At 71.2% G+C, this 19,442-nt stretch carries 16 protein-coding genes; 7 read left to right on the top strand and 9 right to left on the bottom strand.

Annotated elements, in window-relative coordinates:
- The first annotated feature begins 53 nt into the window (after positions 1–53).
- The 6 genes from MDN94_RS32250 to MDN94_RS32225 all read left to right on the top strand — a co-directional run bounded on the left by MDN94_RS32250 (position 54) and on the right by MDN94_RS32225 (position 5,970).
- On the top strand, positions 54–1,265 hold the full coding sequence (locus tag MDN94_RS32250; protein ID WP_482729382.1) for an NAD(P)/FAD-dependent oxidoreductase: 1,212 nt from the start codon (positions 54–56) through the stop codon (positions 1,263–1,265).
- Complete coding sequence (locus MDN94_RS32245) at positions 1,255–1,578, top strand: (2Fe-2S)-binding protein (protein WP_482729381.1); 324 nt, start codon at positions 1,255–1,257, stop codon at positions 1,576–1,578. The genes MDN94_RS32250 and MDN94_RS32245 overlap by 11 nt, the downstream gene beginning before the upstream one ends.
- Complete coding sequence (locus MDN94_RS32240) at positions 1,559–3,106, top strand: FAD-dependent oxidoreductase (protein ID WP_482729380.1); 1,548 nt, start codon at positions 1,559–1,561, stop codon at positions 3,104–3,106. Before MDN94_RS32245 ends, MDN94_RS32240 begins: the two co-directional genes overlap by 20 nt.
- Before the next feature lie 68 nt (positions 3,107–3,174).
- Positions 3,175–4,095, top strand: coding sequence for a dihydrodipicolinate synthase family protein (locus MDN94_RS32235; RefSeq protein WP_482729379.1), 921 nt, complete (start codon positions 3,175–3,177; stop codon positions 4,093–4,095).
- A gap of 32 nt (positions 4,096–4,127) precedes the next feature.
- Positions 4,128–5,132 carry a proline racemase family protein gene (locus tag MDN94_RS32230; RefSeq protein WP_482729378.1) on the top strand — a complete coding sequence of 335 codons (1,005 nt, stop codon included), beginning with the start codon at positions 4,128–4,130 and terminating at the stop codon, positions 5,130–5,132.
- 112 nt (positions 5,133–5,244) lie between these two features.
- Positions 5,245–5,970 carry a GntR family transcriptional regulator gene (locus MDN94_RS32225; protein WP_482729377.1) on the top strand — a complete coding sequence of 242 codons (726 nt, stop codon included), beginning with the start codon at positions 5,245–5,247 and terminating at the stop codon, positions 5,968–5,970.
- Positions 5,971–6,131: 161 nt separating this feature from the next.
- Here the strand turns inward: MDN94_RS32225 and MDN94_RS32220 are convergent, their stop codons facing one another.
- Positions 6,132–7,394, bottom strand: coding sequence for a cytochrome P450 family protein (locus tag MDN94_RS32220; RefSeq protein WP_482729376.1), 1,263 nt, complete (start codon positions 7,392–7,394; stop codon positions 6,132–6,134).
- 1,081 nt (positions 7,395–8,475) lie between these two features.
- Between MDN94_RS32220 and MDN94_RS32215 the strand changes: the two genes are divergently transcribed.
- Positions 8,476–8,997 carry a hypothetical protein gene (locus tag MDN94_RS32215; protein WP_482729375.1) on the top strand — a complete coding sequence of 174 codons (522 nt, stop codon included), beginning with the start codon at positions 8,476–8,478 and terminating at the stop codon, positions 8,995–8,997.
- A gap of 213 nt (positions 8,998–9,210) precedes the next feature.
- Here the strand turns inward: MDN94_RS32215 and MDN94_RS32210 are convergent, their stop codons facing one another.
- The 8 genes from MDN94_RS32210 to MDN94_RS32175 form a co-directional block, all read right to left on the bottom strand.
- Positions 9,211–10,413, bottom strand: coding sequence for a heparin lyase I family protein (locus tag MDN94_RS32210; RefSeq protein WP_482729374.1), 1,203 nt, complete (start codon positions 10,411–10,413; stop codon positions 9,211–9,213).
- A gap of 730 nt (positions 10,414–11,143) precedes the next feature.
- The gene (locus tag MDN94_RS32205) at positions 11,144–11,806 is read right to left on the bottom strand and encodes a response regulator (protein WP_482729373.1); all 663 of its coding nucleotides are present in this window, start codon (positions 11,804–11,806) and stop codon (positions 11,144–11,146) included.
- Positions 11,803–13,773: a histidine kinase gene (locus MDN94_RS32200; protein WP_482729372.1), complete on the bottom strand. Its 1,971-nt coding sequence runs from the start codon at positions 13,771–13,773 to the stop codon at positions 11,803–11,805. The genes MDN94_RS32205 and MDN94_RS32200 overlap by 4 nt, the downstream gene beginning before the upstream one ends.
- 126 nt (positions 13,774–13,899) lie before the next feature.
- Positions 13,900–14,199, bottom strand: a complete 300-nt coding sequence (locus MDN94_RS32195) for a helix-turn-helix domain-containing protein (protein WP_482729371.1) — start codon at positions 14,197–14,199, stop codon at positions 13,900–13,902.
- Between the two features lie 318 nt (positions 14,200–14,517).
- A complete protein-coding gene (locus tag MDN94_RS32190; protein WP_482729370.1) occupies positions 14,518–14,775 on the bottom strand; it encodes a GNAT family N-acetyltransferase in 258 nt (85 codons plus the stop codon).
- Between the two features lie 601 nt (positions 14,776–15,376).
- A complete protein-coding gene (locus MDN94_RS32185; protein WP_482729369.1) occupies positions 15,377–16,177 on the bottom strand; it encodes a restriction endonuclease in 801 nt (266 codons plus the stop codon).
- Between the two features lie 188 nt (positions 16,178–16,365).
- A complete protein-coding gene (locus MDN94_RS32180) occupies positions 16,366–17,736 on the bottom strand; it encodes a cryptochrome/photolyase family protein (protein ID WP_482729368.1) in 1,371 nt (456 codons plus the stop codon).
- Between the two features lie 46 nt (positions 17,737–17,782).
- Complete coding sequence (locus MDN94_RS32175) at positions 17,783–19,351, bottom strand: SDR family oxidoreductase (protein WP_482729367.1); 1,569 nt, start codon at positions 19,349–19,351, stop codon at positions 17,783–17,785.
- Positions 19,352–19,442 lie beyond the last annotated feature (91 nt).

Here is a 19,442-nt window from a genome sequence, read left to right as displayed (position 1 = left end):
TCACCGGGCGCCGGTCTCTTGGCAGGCAGGGTGCAATGTGAAATATTACTGACGTGACCACGAGGAACTCCCCGGATCTCATCGTCGTCGGAGCGGGAGTGGTCGGCGCCGCCTGCGCCTACTACGCGGCCCGCTCCGGCCTCTCCGTCACCGTGATCGACCGCGGCCCCGTCGCGGGCGGCACCACGGGAGCCGGCGAAGGCAATCTGCTGGTCTCCGACAAGGAGCCGGGCCCCGAACTCGAACTGGCCCTGCTGTCGAGGCGATTGTGGCGCGAACTCTCCGACGTGCTGCCGCCCCGGATCGAGTACGAGGCCAAGGGCGGCCTGGTCGTCGCCTCCAGCGGGACGTCCCTGGCGGCCCTCAGGGACTTCGCCGGGCGGCAGCAGAAGGCGGGGGTCAAGGTCCATGAGGTCATGGGTGACCGGCTCCGTGACCTGGAACCTCACCTGGCCCCGGACCTGGCCGGCGGCTTCCACTATCCCCAGGACGCCCAGGTGCAGCCCGCAATCGCCGCGGCACACCTGCTGCGTGCCGCCGGCGGACAGGACTCCGGCCGGATCCTGCTGCGCCTGTGCGAAGAGGTCACCGGGGTGCTCAAGGGTGCGAACGACGAGATCCGCGGCGTACGGACGGCGAGCGGTGATCTGCACGCCCCCTATGTGGTGAATGCCGCCGGCACCTGGGGCGGACGACTGGCCGGGCTTGCCGGAGTGGACCTGCCGGTGCTTCCCCGGCGCGGCTTCGTCCTGGTCACGGAGCCGCTGCCCCGCGTGGTACGGCGCAAGGTCTACACGGCCGACTACGTCGCCGATGTCGCCAGCGGCTCGGCGGCGCTCCAGACCTCCGCCGTCGTCGAGGGCACCCCGGCGGGCCCCGTACTGATCGGCGCGAGCCGCGAACGAGTCGGCTTCGACCGCACCCTGTCGGTGGAGGCCGTGCGCCGCCTCGCGGGCCAGGCGACCCGCCTGTTCCCGGTGCTGGCCGGGGTGAGGGCGATACGGACGTACGCCGGATTCCGCCCGTACCTGCCGGACCATCTGCCCGCGATCGGCCCCGACCCGCGCATACCCGGTCTGCTGCACGCCTGCGGGCACGAAGGCGCGGGGATAGGACTCGCCCCGGCCACGGGCATGATCGTCGCCCGGATCCTGGCCGAGGAAGAACTCCCCATGGACATCGGTCCGTTCAGGCCCGACCGCTTCGAGACGGCCTCGCCCCACATGCCTCGGACACCCCGGAAGGAGACGCGCCATGGCGCGTGACCGTACCCCTGACGAACTCGTCGGAGCGGCACCCCAACAGCCCCCGTTCGAGATCACCTTCGACGGACGCCCGATCACCACGCTCCCCGGTCGGTCCGTCGCCGCCGCCCTATGGGCGGCCGGCGTCCTCACCTGGCGCACCACACGCGGGACCGGGAGTCCGCGCGGAGCCTTCTGCGGCATCGGCCACTGCTACGACTGCCTCGCCACCATCAACGGACGGCCCAACAGACGGGCCTGTCTGGTGCCCGCCCGTCCCGGTGACACGATCACCACCCAGGAAGGACACGGCCATGCCGAGCTCGCCGTCTGACCGGGCCGCCGGCGACCCGTACACAGGGGTGTACGACCTCGCGGTGATCGGCGCGGGCTGCGCGGGCCTCGCCGGCGCCGTCACCGCATCCGAACGGGGGCTGTCGGTCGCCTTGCTGGACACGGCCGGCCGGATCGGCGGCCAGTTCTACCGCCACCCCGCCCCGGCCGTCGGCGCGGTGCGTCCGGAGGCCCTGCACCACGACTGGTCCGCCTTCGCCGATCTGCGCCGCCGCCTCGCGGCGAGCGACGTCGTCCACCTCGCGGGCCACCACGTCTGGACCCTGGTACGGCATGACGGGGCGGACACGCGATTCACGATCCACGCGGTCACCGGAGCGGACGGCGACGGCGAGCGCCCGGTGCGCGTACGCGCCCGCGCGGTCCTGCTCGCGACCGGCGCGTACGAACGCCAACTACCTTTCCCCGGCTGGACGCTACCGGGAGTCGTGGGCGCCGCGGGAGCACAGGCGATGCTCAAGGCCGGACTCGTTCTGCCCGGCAGACGCGTCGTCGTGGCGGGCAGCGGCCCGCTGCTGCTCGCCGTCGCCGCGTCGCTCGCCACCGCCGGGGCGCGCGTCCCCGCGGTGGTGGAGGCGTCCGGCTACCTCGGATATGCACGCCGGCCGGCCGTCCTCGCCACCGACCCGCAAAAGCTCGCCCAGGCCGCGATCCACGGTGCGACGCTGCTCGCGCGCCGCGTGCGGCTGCGCACCCGCAGCGCGGTGACCCAGGTCCATGGCACGGACCGGGTGGAGGCGGTCACCGTCTCCCGGGTCGACCGGGACTGGCGGCCCGTGCGGGGGACGGGCCGCCGGATCGTCTGCGACGCCCTCGCGGTGGGGCACGGTCTCGTCCCGCAGATCGAGCTCGCCACCAGCCTCGGGTGCGCCACGCGGCCTATGCGGGACGGGACGTCTGCCCTGGCACTGGACCCGCTGCAGCAGACCTCGGTGCCCGGACTGTGGGCGGCGGGCGAGACCGGTGGCATCGGCGGCGGGCAACTCGCCCGCGCGGAGGGCGAGATCGCGGGCATTGCGGTGGCCGCCCATGTGCGCGGCGGGCCCGGACCTCAGCGTGACGGGCGGATGCGGGAGCTTGAGCGACGGCGCGAGCGCATGCGCGCCTTCGCCGGTGCCATGGCCGCCGTGCACGCGCCGGGGAAGGGCTGGGCCGAGTGGCTGGACGACGCGACGGAAGTGTGCCGCTGTGAGGAGGTGACGGCGGGCGCCGTCCGCGAGGCGGTCGACACCTACGGCGCCCGTGACGCCCGCACCGTCAAGCTCCTCACCCGCGCGGGCATGGGCTGGTGCCAGGGCCGGGTGTGCGGGGCGGCCGTGGCCTGCCTCGCGGTGGGTCAGGACCCCCTGTCCCCGCCGCCGTCCCCCGAGCGCCGGCCGCTCGCGGGGCCCGTGCCGCTGGGAGTGCTCGCAGCCCTCGATGCGAACGAGCCGCCCGTCACGCCCGACGGAGCGACCGGACAGCCCGACGCCTCCCGTCCGGACGGTGCCGCCGGAATCGACGACTGAGGGATCCGAAGCCCGTAGGTCCCGTGCACGGCTCAACGAGATGTCACACCTACAAAAGAGGTTCCCGTATGACCGCCACCCGAGCCACCCCCACCTGGACCGTCGACCGCCCCTGGCGCGGCATCATGGTCGCCACCGCCCTCCCTCTGCGCGACGACCTCTCCGTCGACTTCGACGCTTACGCCGAGCATGTTCGCCGGCTCATCGACGAGGGCTGTGACGGCGTCGTGCCCAACGGCTCCCTCGGCGAGTACCAGACCCTCACCGACGACGAGCGTGCCCGTGTCGTCCGCACCGCCGTCGAGGCCGCGGGCGACGGCGCGCGCGTGATGCCCGGGGTCGCCGCCTACGGCAGTGCCGAGTCGCGCCGCTGGACTGAACAGGCCGCACAGGAGGGCTGCGGAAGCGTGCTGCTGCTGCCGCCGAACGCCTATCGCGCCGACGAACAGGCGGTGCGTGCCCACTACGCGGAGGTCGCCCGCGTGGGGCTGCCCGTGGTGGGCTACAACAACCCCATCGACACCAAGGTCGACCTCACCCCCGCGCTGCTGGCCCGGCTGCACGCCGACGGCAGCATCGTGGCCGTCAAGGAGTTCAGCGGCGATGTGCGCAGGGCCTACGAGATCGGCGAACTCGCCCCGGACCTCGATCTGCTGATCGGCGCGGACGACGTGCTGCTGGAGCTGGCCCTCGCCGGAGCGGTCGGCTGGATCGCCGGCTACCCGAACGCCTTCCCCGCCACCTGCGCCGAGCTCTACCACGCCGCCGTCGCCGGGCGGCTCGACTTCGCGGTGCCCCTCTACAAGTCACTGCATCCGCTGCTGCGCTGGGACTCCAGGACCGAGTTCGTGCAGGCCATCAAGGAGTCCATGGACGTCGTCGGCCGTCGCGGTGGCCCGACCCGACCGCCGCGTATGCCGCTGCCCGCCGAAACGGGAGCCGTAGTGCGTGCGGCGACAGAGAAGGCCGTCGCCGACGGCCACCACTGACCCGCCGATCCGCCACACAGGAAGGGACTCCCGTGCGGACCCGTCATGTCTTCCACGCCGTCGACTCACACACCGAGGGCATGCCCACGCGCGTGATCACCGGAGGCGTCGGGGTGGTCCCCGGCGCCACGATGGCCGAGCGCCGGCTCCATTTCATCGAGCACCTGGACCATCTGCGCACGCTCCTGATGTACGAGCCGCGCGGCCACGCCTCCATGAGCGGCGCGATACTCCAGCCGCCGACCCGCCCCGACGCCGACTACGGCGTGCTCTACATCGAGGTATCGGGCCTGCTGCCGATGTGCGGGCACGGCACCATCGGCGTGGCCACCGTCCTCATCGAGACCGGCATGGTCACGGTCACCGAACCCGTCACCACGGTCCGCCTCGACACCCCCGCAGGCCTCGTCTCCGTCGACGTGCACGTCGAGGACGGCGCGGCCAAGGCGGTCACGCTCACCAACGTCCCGGCCTTCTGCGTCGGCCTCGACCGCAAGGTGGACGTGCCGGGGTACGGGACGGTGACGTACGACCTCGCCTTCGGCGGGAACTTCTACGCCTTCGTCGAACTGGACGCGCTGGGGCTGCCGTTCGACCGGTCCCGCAAGGACGACCTGCTCGCGGCCGGACTCGCCGTGATGTCGGCGATCAACGCCTCCCCGGACCGGCCCGTCCACCCGGAGCAGCCCGAGATCGCGGGGGTCAAGCATGTCTACCTCGCCGGACCCGGCTCCGACGCGCACCGCTCACGCCATGCCATGGCCATCCACCCCGGCTGGTTCGACCGCTCACCGTGCGGCACCGGCACCTCGGCACGGATGGCGCAGCTGCACGCCCGCGGCGCGTTGCCGCTGCACCGCGACTTCGTCAACGAGTCCTTCATCGGTACCGAGTTCACCGGCCGTCTCGTGGCGGAGACGGAGGTGGGCGGGGTACCCGCTGTGGTACCCCGCATCACCGGACGGGCCTGGATCACGGGCACCGCGCAGTACTTCCTCGACCCGGACGACCCCTTCCCCGGAGGATTCCTCCTGTAGCGGGGGGCGCTGGGCGGGCCGGACGGTCCAGGGACCTGCGAAAACAACGTGACATTGTACGCTGGTGATCCTCTCGGCCACGAGGGCACAAGGCGAAGGGATCACCACCACCATGGGGCACCTGAAGCAGCGCAACCTCATCACCGCCAGGGAGCGGCTGCGTGACCAGGTCGCCCACGCCCTGCGTGCCGCGCTCATCTCCGGCGAACTGCGTCCCGGAGAGGTGTACTCGGCGCCCGGCCTCGCCGAGGACTTCGGGATCTCCGCGACACCGGTGCGCGAGGCGATGCTCGACCTGGCGCGGGAGGGCCTCGTCGAGCCGGTCCGCAACAAGGGCTTCCGCGTCACCGAGGTCAACGAGCGCGATCTCGACCAGTACACCGAGATCCGCATACTCATCGAGGTCCCCATGGTCCGCCGGATCACCGGCAGCGCCTCCCGCGAGGACCTGGAGGCGCTGCGGCCAGTGGCCGAGGAGATCGTGCGTGCGGCACGCGATCACGACCTCATCGGCTACCTCGAGGCCGACCGCCGATTCCACCTCTCTCTTCTGGCGCTCGCCGGCAACGAACGACTCGTCGAGACGGTCGGCGATCTGCGCAAGCGTTCGCGGCTGTACGGACTGACCGCGCTGGACGAGCGCGACCAGCTGATCCCGTCCGCCGAGGAGCACATCGAGTTGCTCGACCTGATGGTGGCGGGTGACGCCAAGGGCGCCGAGAAGTGCATGGCCCGCCACCTCGGACATGTGCGCTCGCTCTGGGCGGAGGGCGCGCTGGAGAAGGAGCGGCAGGCGGCGGTGCGCGGTCCCAAGAGGCGGCTGGGCTCGGCTCGTTGAGACGGGCAGGGCCCCGCATGTGAGGTCGCGCCCCGCACAGCTCCCGGCGCCCGCCGGAGCGGGCGGCGGCTCGCTCCGGCGATGCCAGCCGCATCCACTTCCAGGCCCGGGTCAGCGCCGCTCGGCCGGGATGAGTGGTGTGAAGGGGGAGGCAGTGGCGGTCACGACGGTTTTCCTGACGGGTTCGGGCGTGAGCGGGCGGCCGGTCGCAGGCGTACGGGCAGGGCCTGGTGCCCGTTGCTGATCAGGGAGGGCAGCGGCTTCAGCTCCTCGGCGGGCACCGCGAGTTCGATCTCGGGAAAGCGCTCGAAGAGCTGCTGGAGGGCGGTAGCGACTTCGAGGCGGGCGAGCGGGGCGCCGAGGCAGAAGTGCACGCCGTGTCCGAAGGCCAGGTGCTCCTTCGTCGGTCGGGTGAGGTCGAAGCAGTCGGCGGATTCCCCGTGCCAGTCGGGGTGGCGGTTGGCGGCGGCATAGGAGGCGAGGATCGCCTCGCCCTGGGCGATCGTCTGCCCGTCCGGCAGGTGGATGTCCGTGAGGGCGTAGCGCAGGGGCAGGTGCTTGACCGCGGGCTCGAGCCGCAGGGTCTCCTCGACGACGCTGTTCCAGTCGGCGCGGCCGGACCGGAGGTGGGCGAGCTGCTCGGGGTTGGTCAGCAGGGCGGTGACGGCCTGGTCGATCACGTTGACGGTGGTCTCGTATCCGGCGGAGATCATGAGCAGGAGCGTGTCGCGCAACTCGTCGTCCGTGAGGGCGCTGCCGTCGCCTTCGTCGTCGCGGGAGGCGATGAGGAGGGAGGTCATGTCGTCGCCGGGCTCGGCGCGTTTGGCCGCGATCAGCTGGTTGAGGGCCTCGTACAGGGCGGCTGTGTTCGCGGTGGCCTGTTCGGTGGTGAGGGTAGTGTCGAAGACGCCGTCGACTTCGGCGCGGAAGCCGTCGCGCTGGTCGTCGGGGACGCCCATGAGCTGGCCGATCACCTCGATCGGCAACGGGTAGGCGAGGTGTTTACGCAGGTCGACCGCTTCACCGGCCGGCTTGGAGTCGAGGTCGTCGAGGAGTGCGGTGATGACCTCCTCGACTGCGGACCGCATGGCCTGGATGCGCCGGGCGCTGAACGCCGGCGCGACCATACGGCGGAGCCTTCGGTGGTCGCCGCCGTAGGCGGTGAACATGTTGTTCACGGCGATCCACAGGGCGAGGGGCCAGGTGGAGACGGTCTCGGCGAAAGCCGGCCAGTGGGCGCGGGCGTCCTTGGAGACCTGCGGGCTGGTGAGGAGTTCCTTGAGGAGAGAGGGATCGGTGACGGACCACGCGGTCACACCGAGGATGTCCACGCGGGCGGCCGGACCGCGGGTGCGCAGGGCCTGGTGCTCCGCATGGTGGTCGGAGCCGGTGGGGTCCAGGACGAGTATCGGCTGCTGAGACACTGTGTTCTCCTTCAGCGAGGCAGTCGGCGATTGGACGGGGAGGGCTTCCAAGTCGCGGTGGAAGGGACCGGGCTGCCACCCGCGGCTCGGCGGTGCGGACGGCGAGGTCTGTTTCGGGACATGACATCGAGCAGGTAGCTGATCGCGGTCTCGGCGACGAGGTGGGTGGCGGAGCGGGCCGGGCGGGTGTGGGGCCGATGCTCCAGGCCGGCGGGCGCGGGCGCCCTGCGATTCCGCCCCGGCCTTGGGTCACTTGGGGGTCGTTGTCGCAGGCTGCCACGGAAATGACGACGGGCTGTCGCGTCGGGAACAGGACGGCATCGATGTCCGCGGGGTAGGGGACAGGTGATGCAGTGGTTCGCCAGCGGCGGGTCACTCTAGAGGAGGGGCGCCAAGACCGTCACGCATCGTGGTCCGGTCTGCGTGCGGGCCGGCTGGAAATCGTCTGCAGTGAGTCCCCCCGCCTGGGCAAGTTCGCCACACAGCTCAAGGACAAGCTTTTCGAGGCCGGCAACACCATCGCGGCCACGATGGGAGTACGGATGGCCGGCCAAGCCCTCGCCGCGCTGGTTCAGTAGCCCTTCCCACAACACCGCGGGCCCCGGGGGAGCAGCGATGACATCCGCGGGGACCGGCTCGGGGGCGCACCGTCCAACGACGCCACGGCCCCGCCGTCACACGCGTGTCGGGTTGCGGTGGCTTCAGCAGACGGACAGGTCCGCACCAGAGAGGTCCGTACCGGTACGTCGGACAGGTCCGGCTGCAGGCCCATTGGGAGATCCGGCAGGGGGAACGGCGTCCTGCATGGAGAGGCGTTCGCCGGCACCAGTTCGGGCCTTTGCCGGCGGCGTGCCTCATGGGCAGGAGACTGCCCACCAGAGCCTTGGCGCAACCGAGTGAGGTCCACCCCGAAGCAGCGCCGGGCCACCTCCGGCCCCGGTGCATCGCGCTGTGCTTACCGGGCACGGGCCATCGCTCGAGGCATGCTGGTAGCCGTGACCAGGACAGCGCACACCGGGCAAAACGCGGCGGTTGAGCAGGACACACGACCTGCTCTCCGCGGCAGATGAGAGGGCGACAGGTGACGGACGACGACCGACGAGCGGATCTGCCGCCCGGCACGGAGCCCGGCGTCCTGGCGGACCGCCTGAAGGAACGCATCTACGCGACTATCACGATGATCGCCGTGGCGGTCGGCCTGTCCTACAGCGACGTAGGTTCCATGGGCGCCATCGCCACAGTGCTGACGACTGCGCTGGGTCTGTGGCTCGCGGCGTTCGTCGCCGACCAACAGGCCCACCGCACAGTCCACCGCCACCTCGCCACCGGCCCAGAGTTGCGACGCATGCTGTACGTCAGCAGCCCTCTGCTGTCGTGTGCCGCCGGCCCGGCCGTGCTGATCGCCCTGGCCGCTCTGGACGTCCTGACCCTGCAGACCGCGCTGCTGGTGGCGGCCGGCGTGGGTGTCGTCTCCCTCTTCCTGTGGGGCTGCCTGGGCGGACTGCGCATGGGAGGAGGCGTCCTGGCGGCCGTGTTGGCCGGCCTCGTGGACGCGGCCATCGGCGTCGCGGTAGCCCTGGTGAAAGCGTCTGCCGGGCACTGAACGGGTGCCCGCCCCGGTCACCTGTTCCGCGCGCACGGCGGTCTGCCGCTGCCAGGGATGGGCCGGGCCCCGGCCGGCTGGGGTGCCATCGGAGTGGTCGGCTCTGAGGTGCGCGAGGCGCCGGAGGTGACAGCGGTCCACCTGCCCGCCTGCGGCAGCGCGCCGGGCCCGCCGCGGTATGCGGCGGGCCCGGCCGGCCATTGCCTCGCTTCGCTAGAGGCCGAGTGGCCGCGCTTCGGTGATGCTTGCCCAGTCGTTCTCGGGATTCGCCCAGAACGAGATCTTGAGGTAGCGGGCGTCCAGCGCGCCCGCGGCGAAGTACACGGTCTCCGGCGCCGTGGTCGTTCCGGAACTGCGGCCCTCCCACACCTTGGTGTACGAGACGCCGTCCTTTGAAGCGTGGATGGTGTAGTCGTTCCACCGCAGGTCACCGCGATGCCAGGCCACAGTGGCGCCGCAGAGCTGGCGCAGTCTGCCCGTATCGAGGATCAGCGCGGCGCCGAATCCCTGGCCGGACCAGCGGGTCGTCAGGTTGCTGTCGATGGCGTTGGAAGGTGGGTTCGCCGGCTCGTACGTGGTGGCGGACGCGGCGGCGACCCCAGGGGCTCGCGTGCAGGTTCGCTGGGGCGTGATGTCCGTGTGGACGGCGCGTTCGTCACCCAGACGCAGAGCGTCGTAGTACATCACCCGCTGCGTGGTGCTGGAGGGAGCTCCGGTGTTCCAATCCCACTTGTAGATACCGAACTTGAAGTAGGGCGACCGTGGTCCCCCGTCGTGGGTGGCGCCGGTCTGGTGCACGACGCGTTCGCCGTTCTTCCACACCTGGAGGAGGCCGGTGCTGTCCGTCCTCCAGGTCACGTGGAAGACCCAGTCCACCCACGTCCCCGTGGTGTAGGCACCCAGATCGATGGGCTCACCGCGGAAGTCGATCTTCCAGCGCCCTTCGTCGGTCAGAAGTGCCAAGGGGGGAGAGGTGCCCGGGCAGCCGACGTCGCACTGGTGCCACTGGCTCACGATCTCGGCCGAGGTGTCGTGGGTCCATGTGCTCGCGAGGTTGATGCTGAAGCCGTACCACCGGTCGGCGCCTGCGGGTTGCTCGTCGCGCTGCGAGATCTCCGCCCGCTTGCTGCTGGAGACGACCGGATCGGATTTGCGCAGCTCGAAGCGGGCTGCGTGGGACCCGTCGCGTGTGGGGCTCGTGACGTTGGTGGCTCCGTACGAAGTGGCCCACTGCTTGTTGAAGTTTGCCGGTGCCGCGGAGGGGAGGGTCCGGTCGGCCGACTGCTCCCAGTCGAGGGTGCGTTGCACGCCGGCGGGGTCGGCGATTGCTGTCTGCACGGGTGCCAGTGCCGCTCCCGCGGCCAGCATCGCCGAGCTCACTGCGACGATCCATGCTCTGGTACGTGACCTTTTCATGCTCGAGCTCCTTCGTAGGACGCCAAGCGAATGGTTTCGTTCGTGCGCCCCGAGGGCGGGGCGCCGGCCCTCCCTCGCCTCCGGACAGCCCAGCGGGTCTCCGGCGCGACAACGGGCGGATTTCCGGGGACCAGACCCGTGGCCCCCTTCCTCAACTGGCCGTGACGGTCAGTCGGCTGTAGGTGATGTTCATCGCGTTGACCGGGAACCCGCCCCACCACCTCTCGATACAACGCGTCTGGCCCGCTGCTACGGAGACGTACTCGGGAGCCGCAAGGGGCGCGCTGCTCTGCACCCTTGCGGTGCCCGAGGCCGAGTAGCCGGCTGTGACGCACAGCCGCGTCCTCCCGAAGACCCACGTCGGAAAGTTGTAAGCGTCGTGGTAGTAGAGGGGCGGGGATTGCGTTGCTGCTGCCCGAACGAGAGCCGAGAGGACGTACTGTGTCGCGGCGGCCTTCGCCGGCCGTGGCGATGCCTGGGCAAGACCGGCCGGTCCCAGGCTCAGACCTGACACGACGCTGATGGCCGACAGGGCGACAGCAAGGCGCCGAAGCGACGCTCGAGTCATTCGATGCTCCTTCAAGCTGGTGTCCAGGCGGCCTTGGAGGAGTGGTTCTTCTCCTTGCATGCTCCCGGCCGCATCGGAGTACTGAGCCGACGCGTCCCATGCTCGGCTCCCGGGTGTCCCGGGAGCACTCCCTGATCAGTCCTCGATCATCCCGGTCGCAGATCACCCGGCGGGGGAACCGGAACCATTACCCAATCCGTGGGCTCGCGCTACTTCCGCGGCCTCCTTGCGTCCGGCCACACCGAGCTTGCGCACGACGGACGACAGGTAGTTGTGCACCGTGTGAGGGTCGAGGAAGAGCTCACGGGCAATCCGGGACGGCTCCTTGCCCTGCGCCAGCAGGGTCAGCACCTGACGTTCCCGCCCGCTGAGGGAGGGAAAGGGACTGACCACAGGCGTCCGTGCCGTCTCCAGCGCGACGAAGAGGTGGCTGCGCGCAGTGCGGTCCAGTACGGTCAGTCCTCGGGCGGCCGCACGGAGCGCCGCCAGCAGAGCGGGTGCTGAACACGTCTTCAGTACGAATCCGGCGGCACCGGCGCGCAGCGCGTCGCCGACCCGGGAACCCTCGTCATAGCCGGACACCACGACGACCGGCAGGTCCGGCCGTTCGCCGGCCAAGGCGCGGATCGCCGTCAGCCCGTCGCCGCCCGCCATCTCCAAGTCCATCACCACGACGTCCGGTTCCGTGTCCAGAACGACGTCCACCGCTTCCGCGGCATTGCCGGCCTCACCCACCACATGCATGCCCGCCGCCTCCGCATAGTCGCGCAGTCCGTTGCGGAAGACTTCGTGATCGTCGACGATGACCATCCGGATCGGTGTCAACTGGGGCTCCCCAGCGGGAGTCGCGCCACCACGGTGAGACCGCGCTCCTGCTTCGTGTCGAGCAACAGCTCGCCGCCCAGCTCCTCCGCCCGTTCACGCATGGAGGTCAGCCCCACTCCCGCGCGACGCTGCGCCCTCAGTCCCTTACCGTTGTCGGCGACACTCAGTTCGAGGACGTCGGACACCTGCACGGTCACGACGCACCGCGTGGCGGCCGCATGCCGGATGACGTTGGTCATGGCCTCTGTTGCGATGAGGTACGCGGCGGCGTCCACTGCTGCGGGCAGGTCCGCTGCGTCCCCTCCGGACTCGACGGTGATCCGGATGCTGTCGGGGGAGGACAGATGGTCCGCGTAAAGACGCAGGGCCTCGATCAGCCCTTCGTCGTCGAGAGCGGCGGGGCGCAGGCCCACCACGGCCTGGGAAACATCGGACGTGATGCCGTCCACCAGGGCCTGAAGGGCCTGAAGCCGTTCGCGCAGGTGCTCCGCGCTGCCCTCGGCCACGTGCTCGGCCGCCGCGAGCCGCAGTCGGAGCCCTACGAGGGAAGGCCCGACGCCGTCGTGCAGGTCCCGGCGCAGACGCCGGCGCTCTTCCTCCCGTGCACGCACCACACGTTCACGTGATTCCCTCAGGTCGGCGGTGAGCCTGGCCGTCTCCACGGCCATCGCCGCCAGTCCGGCTGTCTGGTTGAGCAGTTCTCTGTCGGCGGAGGAAAGGTCGTCTCCCGGCAGACGAGGGCTGACCATCAGCCGGCCGATGACCGCGTTCCGGTACTGCAGGGGAAGAGTCACTACGGTGCCGGTGGGCGCACCATGACGCACGCGGGGCCCGGCGGGTGTCTCGATGGCTACGTACGACAGGCGCAGCGCGTCCGCCAGAGTGCGGGCCACCATGGGCAGGGCGGCGTCCGGCTCGACCGAGGACCGCAGCCGCGCGGTCAGACGGGCGATGACGGTGTGGGGTTCGTCCCGGTCACCGAAGAAGATCCGGTTCACGGCACGTTGACTGCGCTGGTGCAACGGCTGAAGAGCCACCGCGACGACACCGGTCGCCAGCAGGGAGGCCGCGAAGGTGGACCTCCGGTGGAGAACACCGTTGACCGACCACATCACACCCGCATACAGGACGACCACGCCCGCAGTGAGGCCCGCGTAGGCAAGCGAGCGCCGAATGATCAGATCAATGGCCCACAGCCGGTAACGCAGTACCGCGACGCCCACGGCGACGGGGACGCCGGCATCGAGGCAGAAGCCGATCCCGTGCAGCACCACAGGCGAGTACGGCACGAGGTCCAGCGCGACCTGCCCGCCTATGGCCAGCGCGACGGCGAAGGCCAGCCACTTCAGCTGGTCGCGCTCCAGCCGCGCTCCTCTTCGCCAGCGTGTCACGAGCGAGACCAGGGCAATCAGGAGACATACCTGCAAAGCGATGAACGCGACCCGGTTCACAGGAAAGAGAGGGCTCTCCCCGATGTCCTCGGGATCCACCACGCCGGCCGTGGGATGGATGGCCCCGACCACTGCGAGGACGGCGGTCGGCAGGACTCCCAGAGCCGAGAAGGCAAGGCCGGTCAGGCGCCAGCGCGGCGAAGGGAGGCGTCCCGTGGGGTACAGCAGAAGAGCCAGGGGAAGCACGCCGAAGGCCGGCCACCACACCCACGCCGTCATCCAGCCGAGAACACTTGTGCCGGGCATCCGTGCCGCCGATGCCAGCGGCCACACCTGGTGGATCAGGCATCCGAGCGAACCGCTCAGCGCCATCAGGAGCATCAGCCACCCCAGCGGGTGGCGCGGCAGCCGATGAGCCAGCAGTCCTCCGACGGCCGCGAAGGAGACCGAGACACCGGCATCGCCCCAGTACAGGTCCTGGAGTCGGTTTTCGTACGCCGCGATGCACACCGCCGCGGCCACACCACTCAGCGCGCCGGCAGCCACCGGATAAGCCAACCGCCGGTATCTCTCCATGGACCAGCCCCCCCGCGCAGAAGGCCGCACAGGAGCGGCTCGCGAGGAGCCTAAAGAGATACCCGCCGGTTATGACGCTGCGTTACGGAGTCGATACCTGGTGTGCGAACGGGGTGGCTGCACCGGCTACCGCATCCTCGTGAACGTACGGCTGTAGGTGCGGGGGGCCCGCCCCCGGCAGCGGACGAACTGCTCACGCAGGACGGCCGCGGAGCCCCGGCCGGCCAAGCGGGCGATCTCCTCGGCGGGCAGGTCCGTGGTCTCCAGGAGCTCCTCCGCCCTGCCGAGCCGCATGCCGAGCACCCGGGCGTGCGGCGTCGGGCCGGTCGCGCCGGTGAACCGGTGGGTGAAGAAGCGGCGGCTCATCCGCCCCGACTCCGCCACGGGCAGCGGTTCGTGGAGGTGCTCGCGGGTCGAGGCGAGCACCTCCAGGAGCCCTCGTCGTCGCCGTCCTCGGGATGGGCGCTTACATTCCCGTTGCGGCCGCTTCGCCCGATCGCTGGCTGGAGTTGAGGGAAGGATGGGCGGCGCGGACGCAGCCGGGGAGCGGGGCTCGGACGCCTGGCTTTCGCGCCGGCCGGAGCCGCCGCGCCGTGCCGCCGTCAACACGGCTGCCCAGATATCCGTCCGCCGCACGGCCCTGCCCCGTTCGACCGGCTGCCGGGGCTGGGGCTTTCGCCCACGGTGCCGGCGCTGCCGCCTCAGGTGCGGCGCCGGCCCCGTCCGGCGTTCGGCGCTGCGCTCTCACAGCTCCGCGTCGCGGGGCCGCTCCGCGCGGAGCATGGAGTAGATCACCGAATCGTTCCACTGCCCGCCGCGCCACACCGCGGAACGCAGCACGCCTTCCCTGACGAAGCCGGCCTTCTCCAGCGCACGCTGCTCCGCGAGGTTGGCCACGTCCGTCCACGCCTGGATCCGATTGGCCCTGGTGTGCTCGAAGAGGTAGGCCGCCAGGAGCTGCTGGGCCCGGGTGCCTATGCCCCTGCCGCGGGCGGACGGCACCAGGCCGATGGCCAGGCTCCAGTTGGTCAGGTCCGCGGGCCCCCCAGGTGCCGGGGAACCACTTGACCCGGCCCACCGTCACGTCGCCCTCGACGACGGAGAACAGCCCCCCGTCGGGGCCGAGGAGGCCGTTCTCCGCGAAACGACGGCGCAGGTCGGCCGTCGACTGGAAGCCGAACCACTGGTGGACGCCCCAGCCCTCCGGCCCGTTGAACTCCTGCTCCCACACATCGAGGTCGTCGGCGGTGACCGGGCGCAGCGTGATCTTGTCCGACATGGAACGGCTCCTGATCCTCACGGCCGCGCGGTCCGATTCCGCACGGCCACGACGGGCAACGTCTTGTGAACTTCTCCCACTGCCGACACGTGCACCGGCGGCGTGCCGGTTGCGCCCTCCCGGAGAAAGATCGCCAGGACGGCCCGACGGGTCAGCTGCGCGAGCCGATCTCCTTCGGGCCCGTTCAAGGCCCGGTAGCGGTCCCTGTAGATGCGGCCCTTCGCTCCGGCCCCGAGCCGTCCCCAGGTGCTGCCGGGTGAGGCGCTGGGCCTCCCGGTTGCCGGCCTTCGCCCTCGGCAGCCCTCGGTAGCCGTCGGCACGGCTTCATGTGCCGACGGTGCCTTCCTCGGCCTCTTGTCCGGAGCCGGGGACGGACGGCGCAGGCGGTTCCGCTTCCCACGGCGCGGGCCCGCTGCCGTCGGTCCAGGCGACGAGGCTCTGGTGGTCGAAGCACAGGATCCCGCATTGTTCCGCGTACTCGACCGCGGGCCGGGTGAACTCGCCCGTGGTCACCACGGCCGCCACACTCGCCTCATGCACGGCGAAACACGTGCCGCCGAATCGCTGCACTTCCTGGGATCCGACCTTGTTCATCGGGCCGTAGCGCTTGCACTGCATGACGACACGCCTGCCGTCGGGCGTGGTGGCGATCACGTCGGCGCCGAGGTCCCCAGCACCTCCGACTACCTGGACGTCCCGGCAGCCGTCGCGTTCGCACAGAGCGGCGACCGCCTGTTCGAAGTCGAAGGGATCCATGGCCGCGAGGTCGTCCGCCTCGAAGGTCCGCGATGCTTCTTCGCCTTCGGACGACGGGGCAAGCGTCCGCGCCTGTTCCGCCGCGCTCGTGCCTGCGGCGTGGTGCGTGAGGTCCGACAGGCCGTCGGCGAGCCGCCCGGCCGCGCGACGACGGCGGGCGCTGCCCAGCCCGGTCGCTGCCACGCAGAGGACGGCCGCCACGGCCACCGCCGCCGCGGGCCGTTCCTCGGCCGCTCTGACGATGAGCTTCAGCGTGAGCCCGACGGCGCACAGGATGATGGCGACGAGTCCGAAGAAGAGGACCAACTGCCGGAGGCTGAAGGCAGGTTTCCGCTTCTGGCGTCCGGCGCTCCTGAAGTGAACGGTCATATGCGTCCCGCACCGCCCTCGGCGGCTGCTACAAGATCACTCATGCAGGCCGTATGCCCCGCCTGCCGTGTTTCACCGGCCGGGCCCGCCGGTCGGAGCCACCGAGCACGGCACGTCAGGAGGCCAGTTCGCGTACGCGGTCGACACTGCCGCAGTCGGCGTCGAGGTGCTTGGCACGGGCCTCGCCTTCAGGCCCGGCCGCGGGCGTGCTTGAACCGGGCGAGGCCGTCCGCGAGGTCGATCAGGCGCTCCGGGTAGGCCGGCCGTGTCCGTTCGAGCGGGGGCAGCAGCCATGGTTCGTGGATGTACCGGGCTGCGACATCCTCGAGTTCCGGCACCCAGCGGCGCACGTAAGCGCCTTGCGGATCGAAGCGCTTGCCCTGGACCACCGGGTTGAGCACGCGGTGAGGGCGGGTGTCCGTGCCGGTCCCGGCCACCCACTGCCAGTTCAGCTGATTGTTGACGATGTCGCCGTCCACCAGCAGGTCCAGGAAATGGCGCGCACCGACGCGCCAGTCCACGTACAGCGTCTTGGTGAGGAAGCTCGCCACGAGAAGCCGCGCCCGGTTGTGCATCCACCCCTCGTGCCTGAGCTGGCGCATCGCCGCGTCGACCACCGGGTAGCCGGTGCGGCCTTCCTTCCAGGCGGCGATCTCCTCTGCGGCCTCGTCGGTGCGCCAATTGTCGTCGCGTGCGCGGTAGTCGCGTACGGAGGACTCCGGCCGGGCGGCCATCACCTGATGGTGGAAGTCGCGCCAGCACAGCTGCCGGACGAAAGCCTCCGCGCCCGGGCCACCGCGTGCCCTGGCCCGCTGTATGACCTCGACGGGGGAAAGCGTCCCGAAGTGCAGGTAGGGAGAGAGCCGCGAGGTCGCATCGCCGGCCAGGTCGTCGTGCCGGTCCTCGTAGGCGTCGAGACCGCCGCGAACCCAGCCGGCCAGGCGCCGGCGTCCTTCGCTCTCGCCGCCGGCTGGAATCCCGGGGGAGACGCCCGGTCCTGGGTCCCGGGCAGGGAGCGGATCGCTGTGCACACCGTCGGGGACCGGTACCTTGCGCGGGGCGGGTTCCGGCGCACGCAGCCGTACCGCGGACCAGCGGCGGAAATAGGGCGTGAAGACCGCGAAGTGGTCGGAGCCGGTGGGCACCACGGCTCCCGGCGCGACGGCCGTCACCACGGCGTCGTGGGCGACCAGCCGCACGCCGCGCGCGGCCAGTTCCCCGCGCAACTGTTCCTCACGCCGGTGCGCGAACCGGGTCACGCCCGCGGCCATGTGCACCTCGAGCGCCCCGCAGGTGGCGGCGACCGCGCCGACCTCCCGGGCCACCGGCCCCGCGCGCAGCACCAGGCGCCCGCCGCGCCGGCGCAGCGAGGCGTCGAGGTCGCCAAGACAGTCGGCGAGGAACGCACGCCGGTTCGGCGCGTCGAAGCCGGCTGCGTGAACGGCCGGGTCGAGCACGAACAGCGGCACCACTTCGTCGGCGGCGCGCAGCGCCGCCCGCAGCGGGGGATGGTCGTGCAACCGCAGGTCGGAGGTGAACAGGACGACCGCGACGGTCATGTGCGACTCCTGGTTGCGGGCGGCCGGTGCCGCGGGGGCCGGCCCATCAGGACCCGCTGCCGGGGGAGCCCGGCTTACGGACCCCCTCAGGGGGCGGGTTCTCTCCGCGGGCGCTCATCTCTTCGGCGGCGGCCCGGGTGATGTTGCGCGCCATGCCGCCGAACACCACGGCGTGGAACGGCGAGACGCTCCACCAGTAGGCGTGACCGAAGAGGCCGCGGGGGTGGAACAGGGCGCGCTGCCGATAGCGGGTGCGGCCCTCCTCGTCCTCCTCGGCGTACATCTCCAGCCAGGCGAGACCCGGCAGCCGCATCTCCGCGCGCAAACGGAGCAAGTGCCCCGTCTCGATCTCCTCCACCCGCCAGAAGTCGAGCGAGTCGCCGGCCCGCAGGTGTTGGGCGTCGCGACGACCACGGCGCAGCCCCACACCGCCGACGAAACGGTCCAGCCGGCCGCGCACCGCCCAGGCGAGCGGGAAGGAGTACCAGCCGTTCTCCCCGCCGATGCCTTCGATCACCTTCCACAGTGCCGGGCGGGACGCCTCGACCGTCCGCCGGCGTTCGTCCACGTACAGGCTGCCGCCGGCCCAGTCGGGGTCGGTGGGCAGCGGATCGCTCGGAGCGCCGGGCAGGCCGGCCGACGACCAGCGGGTGGCGACCTGTGCTTCGCGGACACGCCGCAGCGCCAGGGCGACGGCATCGTCGAACGGCAGTGGATGGCCGGGGGAGTCGGGCACGTAGCGGGCGATGTCGTGCTCCTGGCAGACGACCTCGTGACGCAGGGACTCCGTCAGCGGCCGGGCGATGGACGCGGGCACCGGTGTGACGAGGCCGACCCAGTGACTCGACAGACCGGGAGTGAGCACCGGCACGGGCACGATCAGCCGTCGCGGCAGGCCGGCGACGACGGCGTATCGGCGCATCATCTCCCGATAGGTCAGGACGTCCGGCCCGCCGATGTCGAACGCCCGGTTCACGTCGTCCGGCATGGTGGCCGAGCCGACGAGGTACCGCAGTACGTCGCGCACCCCGATGGGCTGGACGGGGGTGCGCACCCAACTGGGAGTGACCATGACCGGCAGTCGCTCGGTCAGGTAGCGCAGCATCTCGAAGGACGCCGACCCGGAGCCGATGACGACGGCGGCCCGCAGCACGGTGGCGGGCACGGGCGCGTCGAGGAAGATCCGGCCGACCTCGGCACGCGAGCGCAGATGCGGGGACAGCTCCCGCTCAGGAACGCCGCGCGGCGTGAGTCCGCCGAGGTAGACGACCCGCCGCACACCGGCCGCACGAGCCTGCTCGGCGAAGGTCCTGGCCGCACGGCGGTCGGTCTCCTCGAACCTGGAACCGGTCCCCAGCGCGTGCACCAGGTAATAGGCGACGTCGATGCCGCGCAGCGCCGCAGCGACCGAGTCGGCGTCGGTGACGTCACCCTTGACCACCTCCACCGCCCCGGCCCAGGGATGGTCACGCAGCTTGCCCGGGGTGCGGGCGAGGCATCGCACCCGGTGACCGGCCTTCAGCAGCTCCGGTACCAGACGCCCGCCGATGTACCCGGACGCACCGGTCACCAGACAGTGCAGGCCGCCGGTCCCGGCGGTTCGGTCGGTGTCCACGTCAGCTCCTCCAGCGCTCGGCTCGTGTGCCTGTCGTTGTCACCGTGCGCCCCGTGCGCCCCGAGCGGCCGAGACCGGTGATCGACCAGGC

This window comes from Streptomyces sp. WAC00040, assembly GCF_056835925.1.
The sequence above is the reverse complement of the archived record's forward strand: the minus strand, read 5'-3'. Positions and strand labels throughout refer to the sequence as shown.

What these genes read in the sequence shown, in the direction of transcription:
- MDN94_RS32245 (WP_482729381.1), top strand. Translation starts at nt 1,255, where the DNA reads ATGGCGCGTGACCGTACCCCTGACGAACTCGTCGGAGCGGCACCCCAA.
- MDN94_RS32240 (WP_482729380.1), top strand. Translation starts at nt 1,559, where the DNA reads ATGCCGAGCTCGCCGTCTGACCGGGCCGCCGGCGACCCGTACACAGGG.
- MDN94_RS32235 (WP_482729379.1), top strand. Translation starts at nt 3,175, where the DNA reads ATGACCGCCACCCGAGCCACCCCCACCTGGACCGTCGACCGCCCCTGG.
- MDN94_RS32225 (WP_482729377.1), top strand. Translation starts at nt 5,245, where the DNA reads ATGGGGCACCTGAAGCAGCGCAACCTCATCACCGCCAGGGAGCGGCTG.
- MDN94_RS32210 (WP_482729374.1), bottom strand. Translation starts at nt 10,413, where the DNA reads ATGAAAAGGTCACGTACCAGAGCATGGATCGTCGCAGTGAGCTCGGCG.
- MDN94_RS32200 (WP_482729372.1), bottom strand. Translation starts at nt 13,773, where the DNA reads ATGGAGAGATACCGGCGGTTGGCTTATCCGGTGGCTGCCGGCGCGCTG.
- MDN94_RS32185 (WP_482729369.1), bottom strand. Translation starts at nt 16,177, where the DNA reads ATGACCGTTCACTTCAGGAGCGCCGGACGCCAGAAGCGGAAACCTGCC.
- MDN94_RS32180 (WP_482729368.1), bottom strand. Translation starts at nt 17,736, where the DNA reads ATGACCGTCGCGGTCGTCCTGTTCACCTCCGACCTGCGGTTGCACGAC.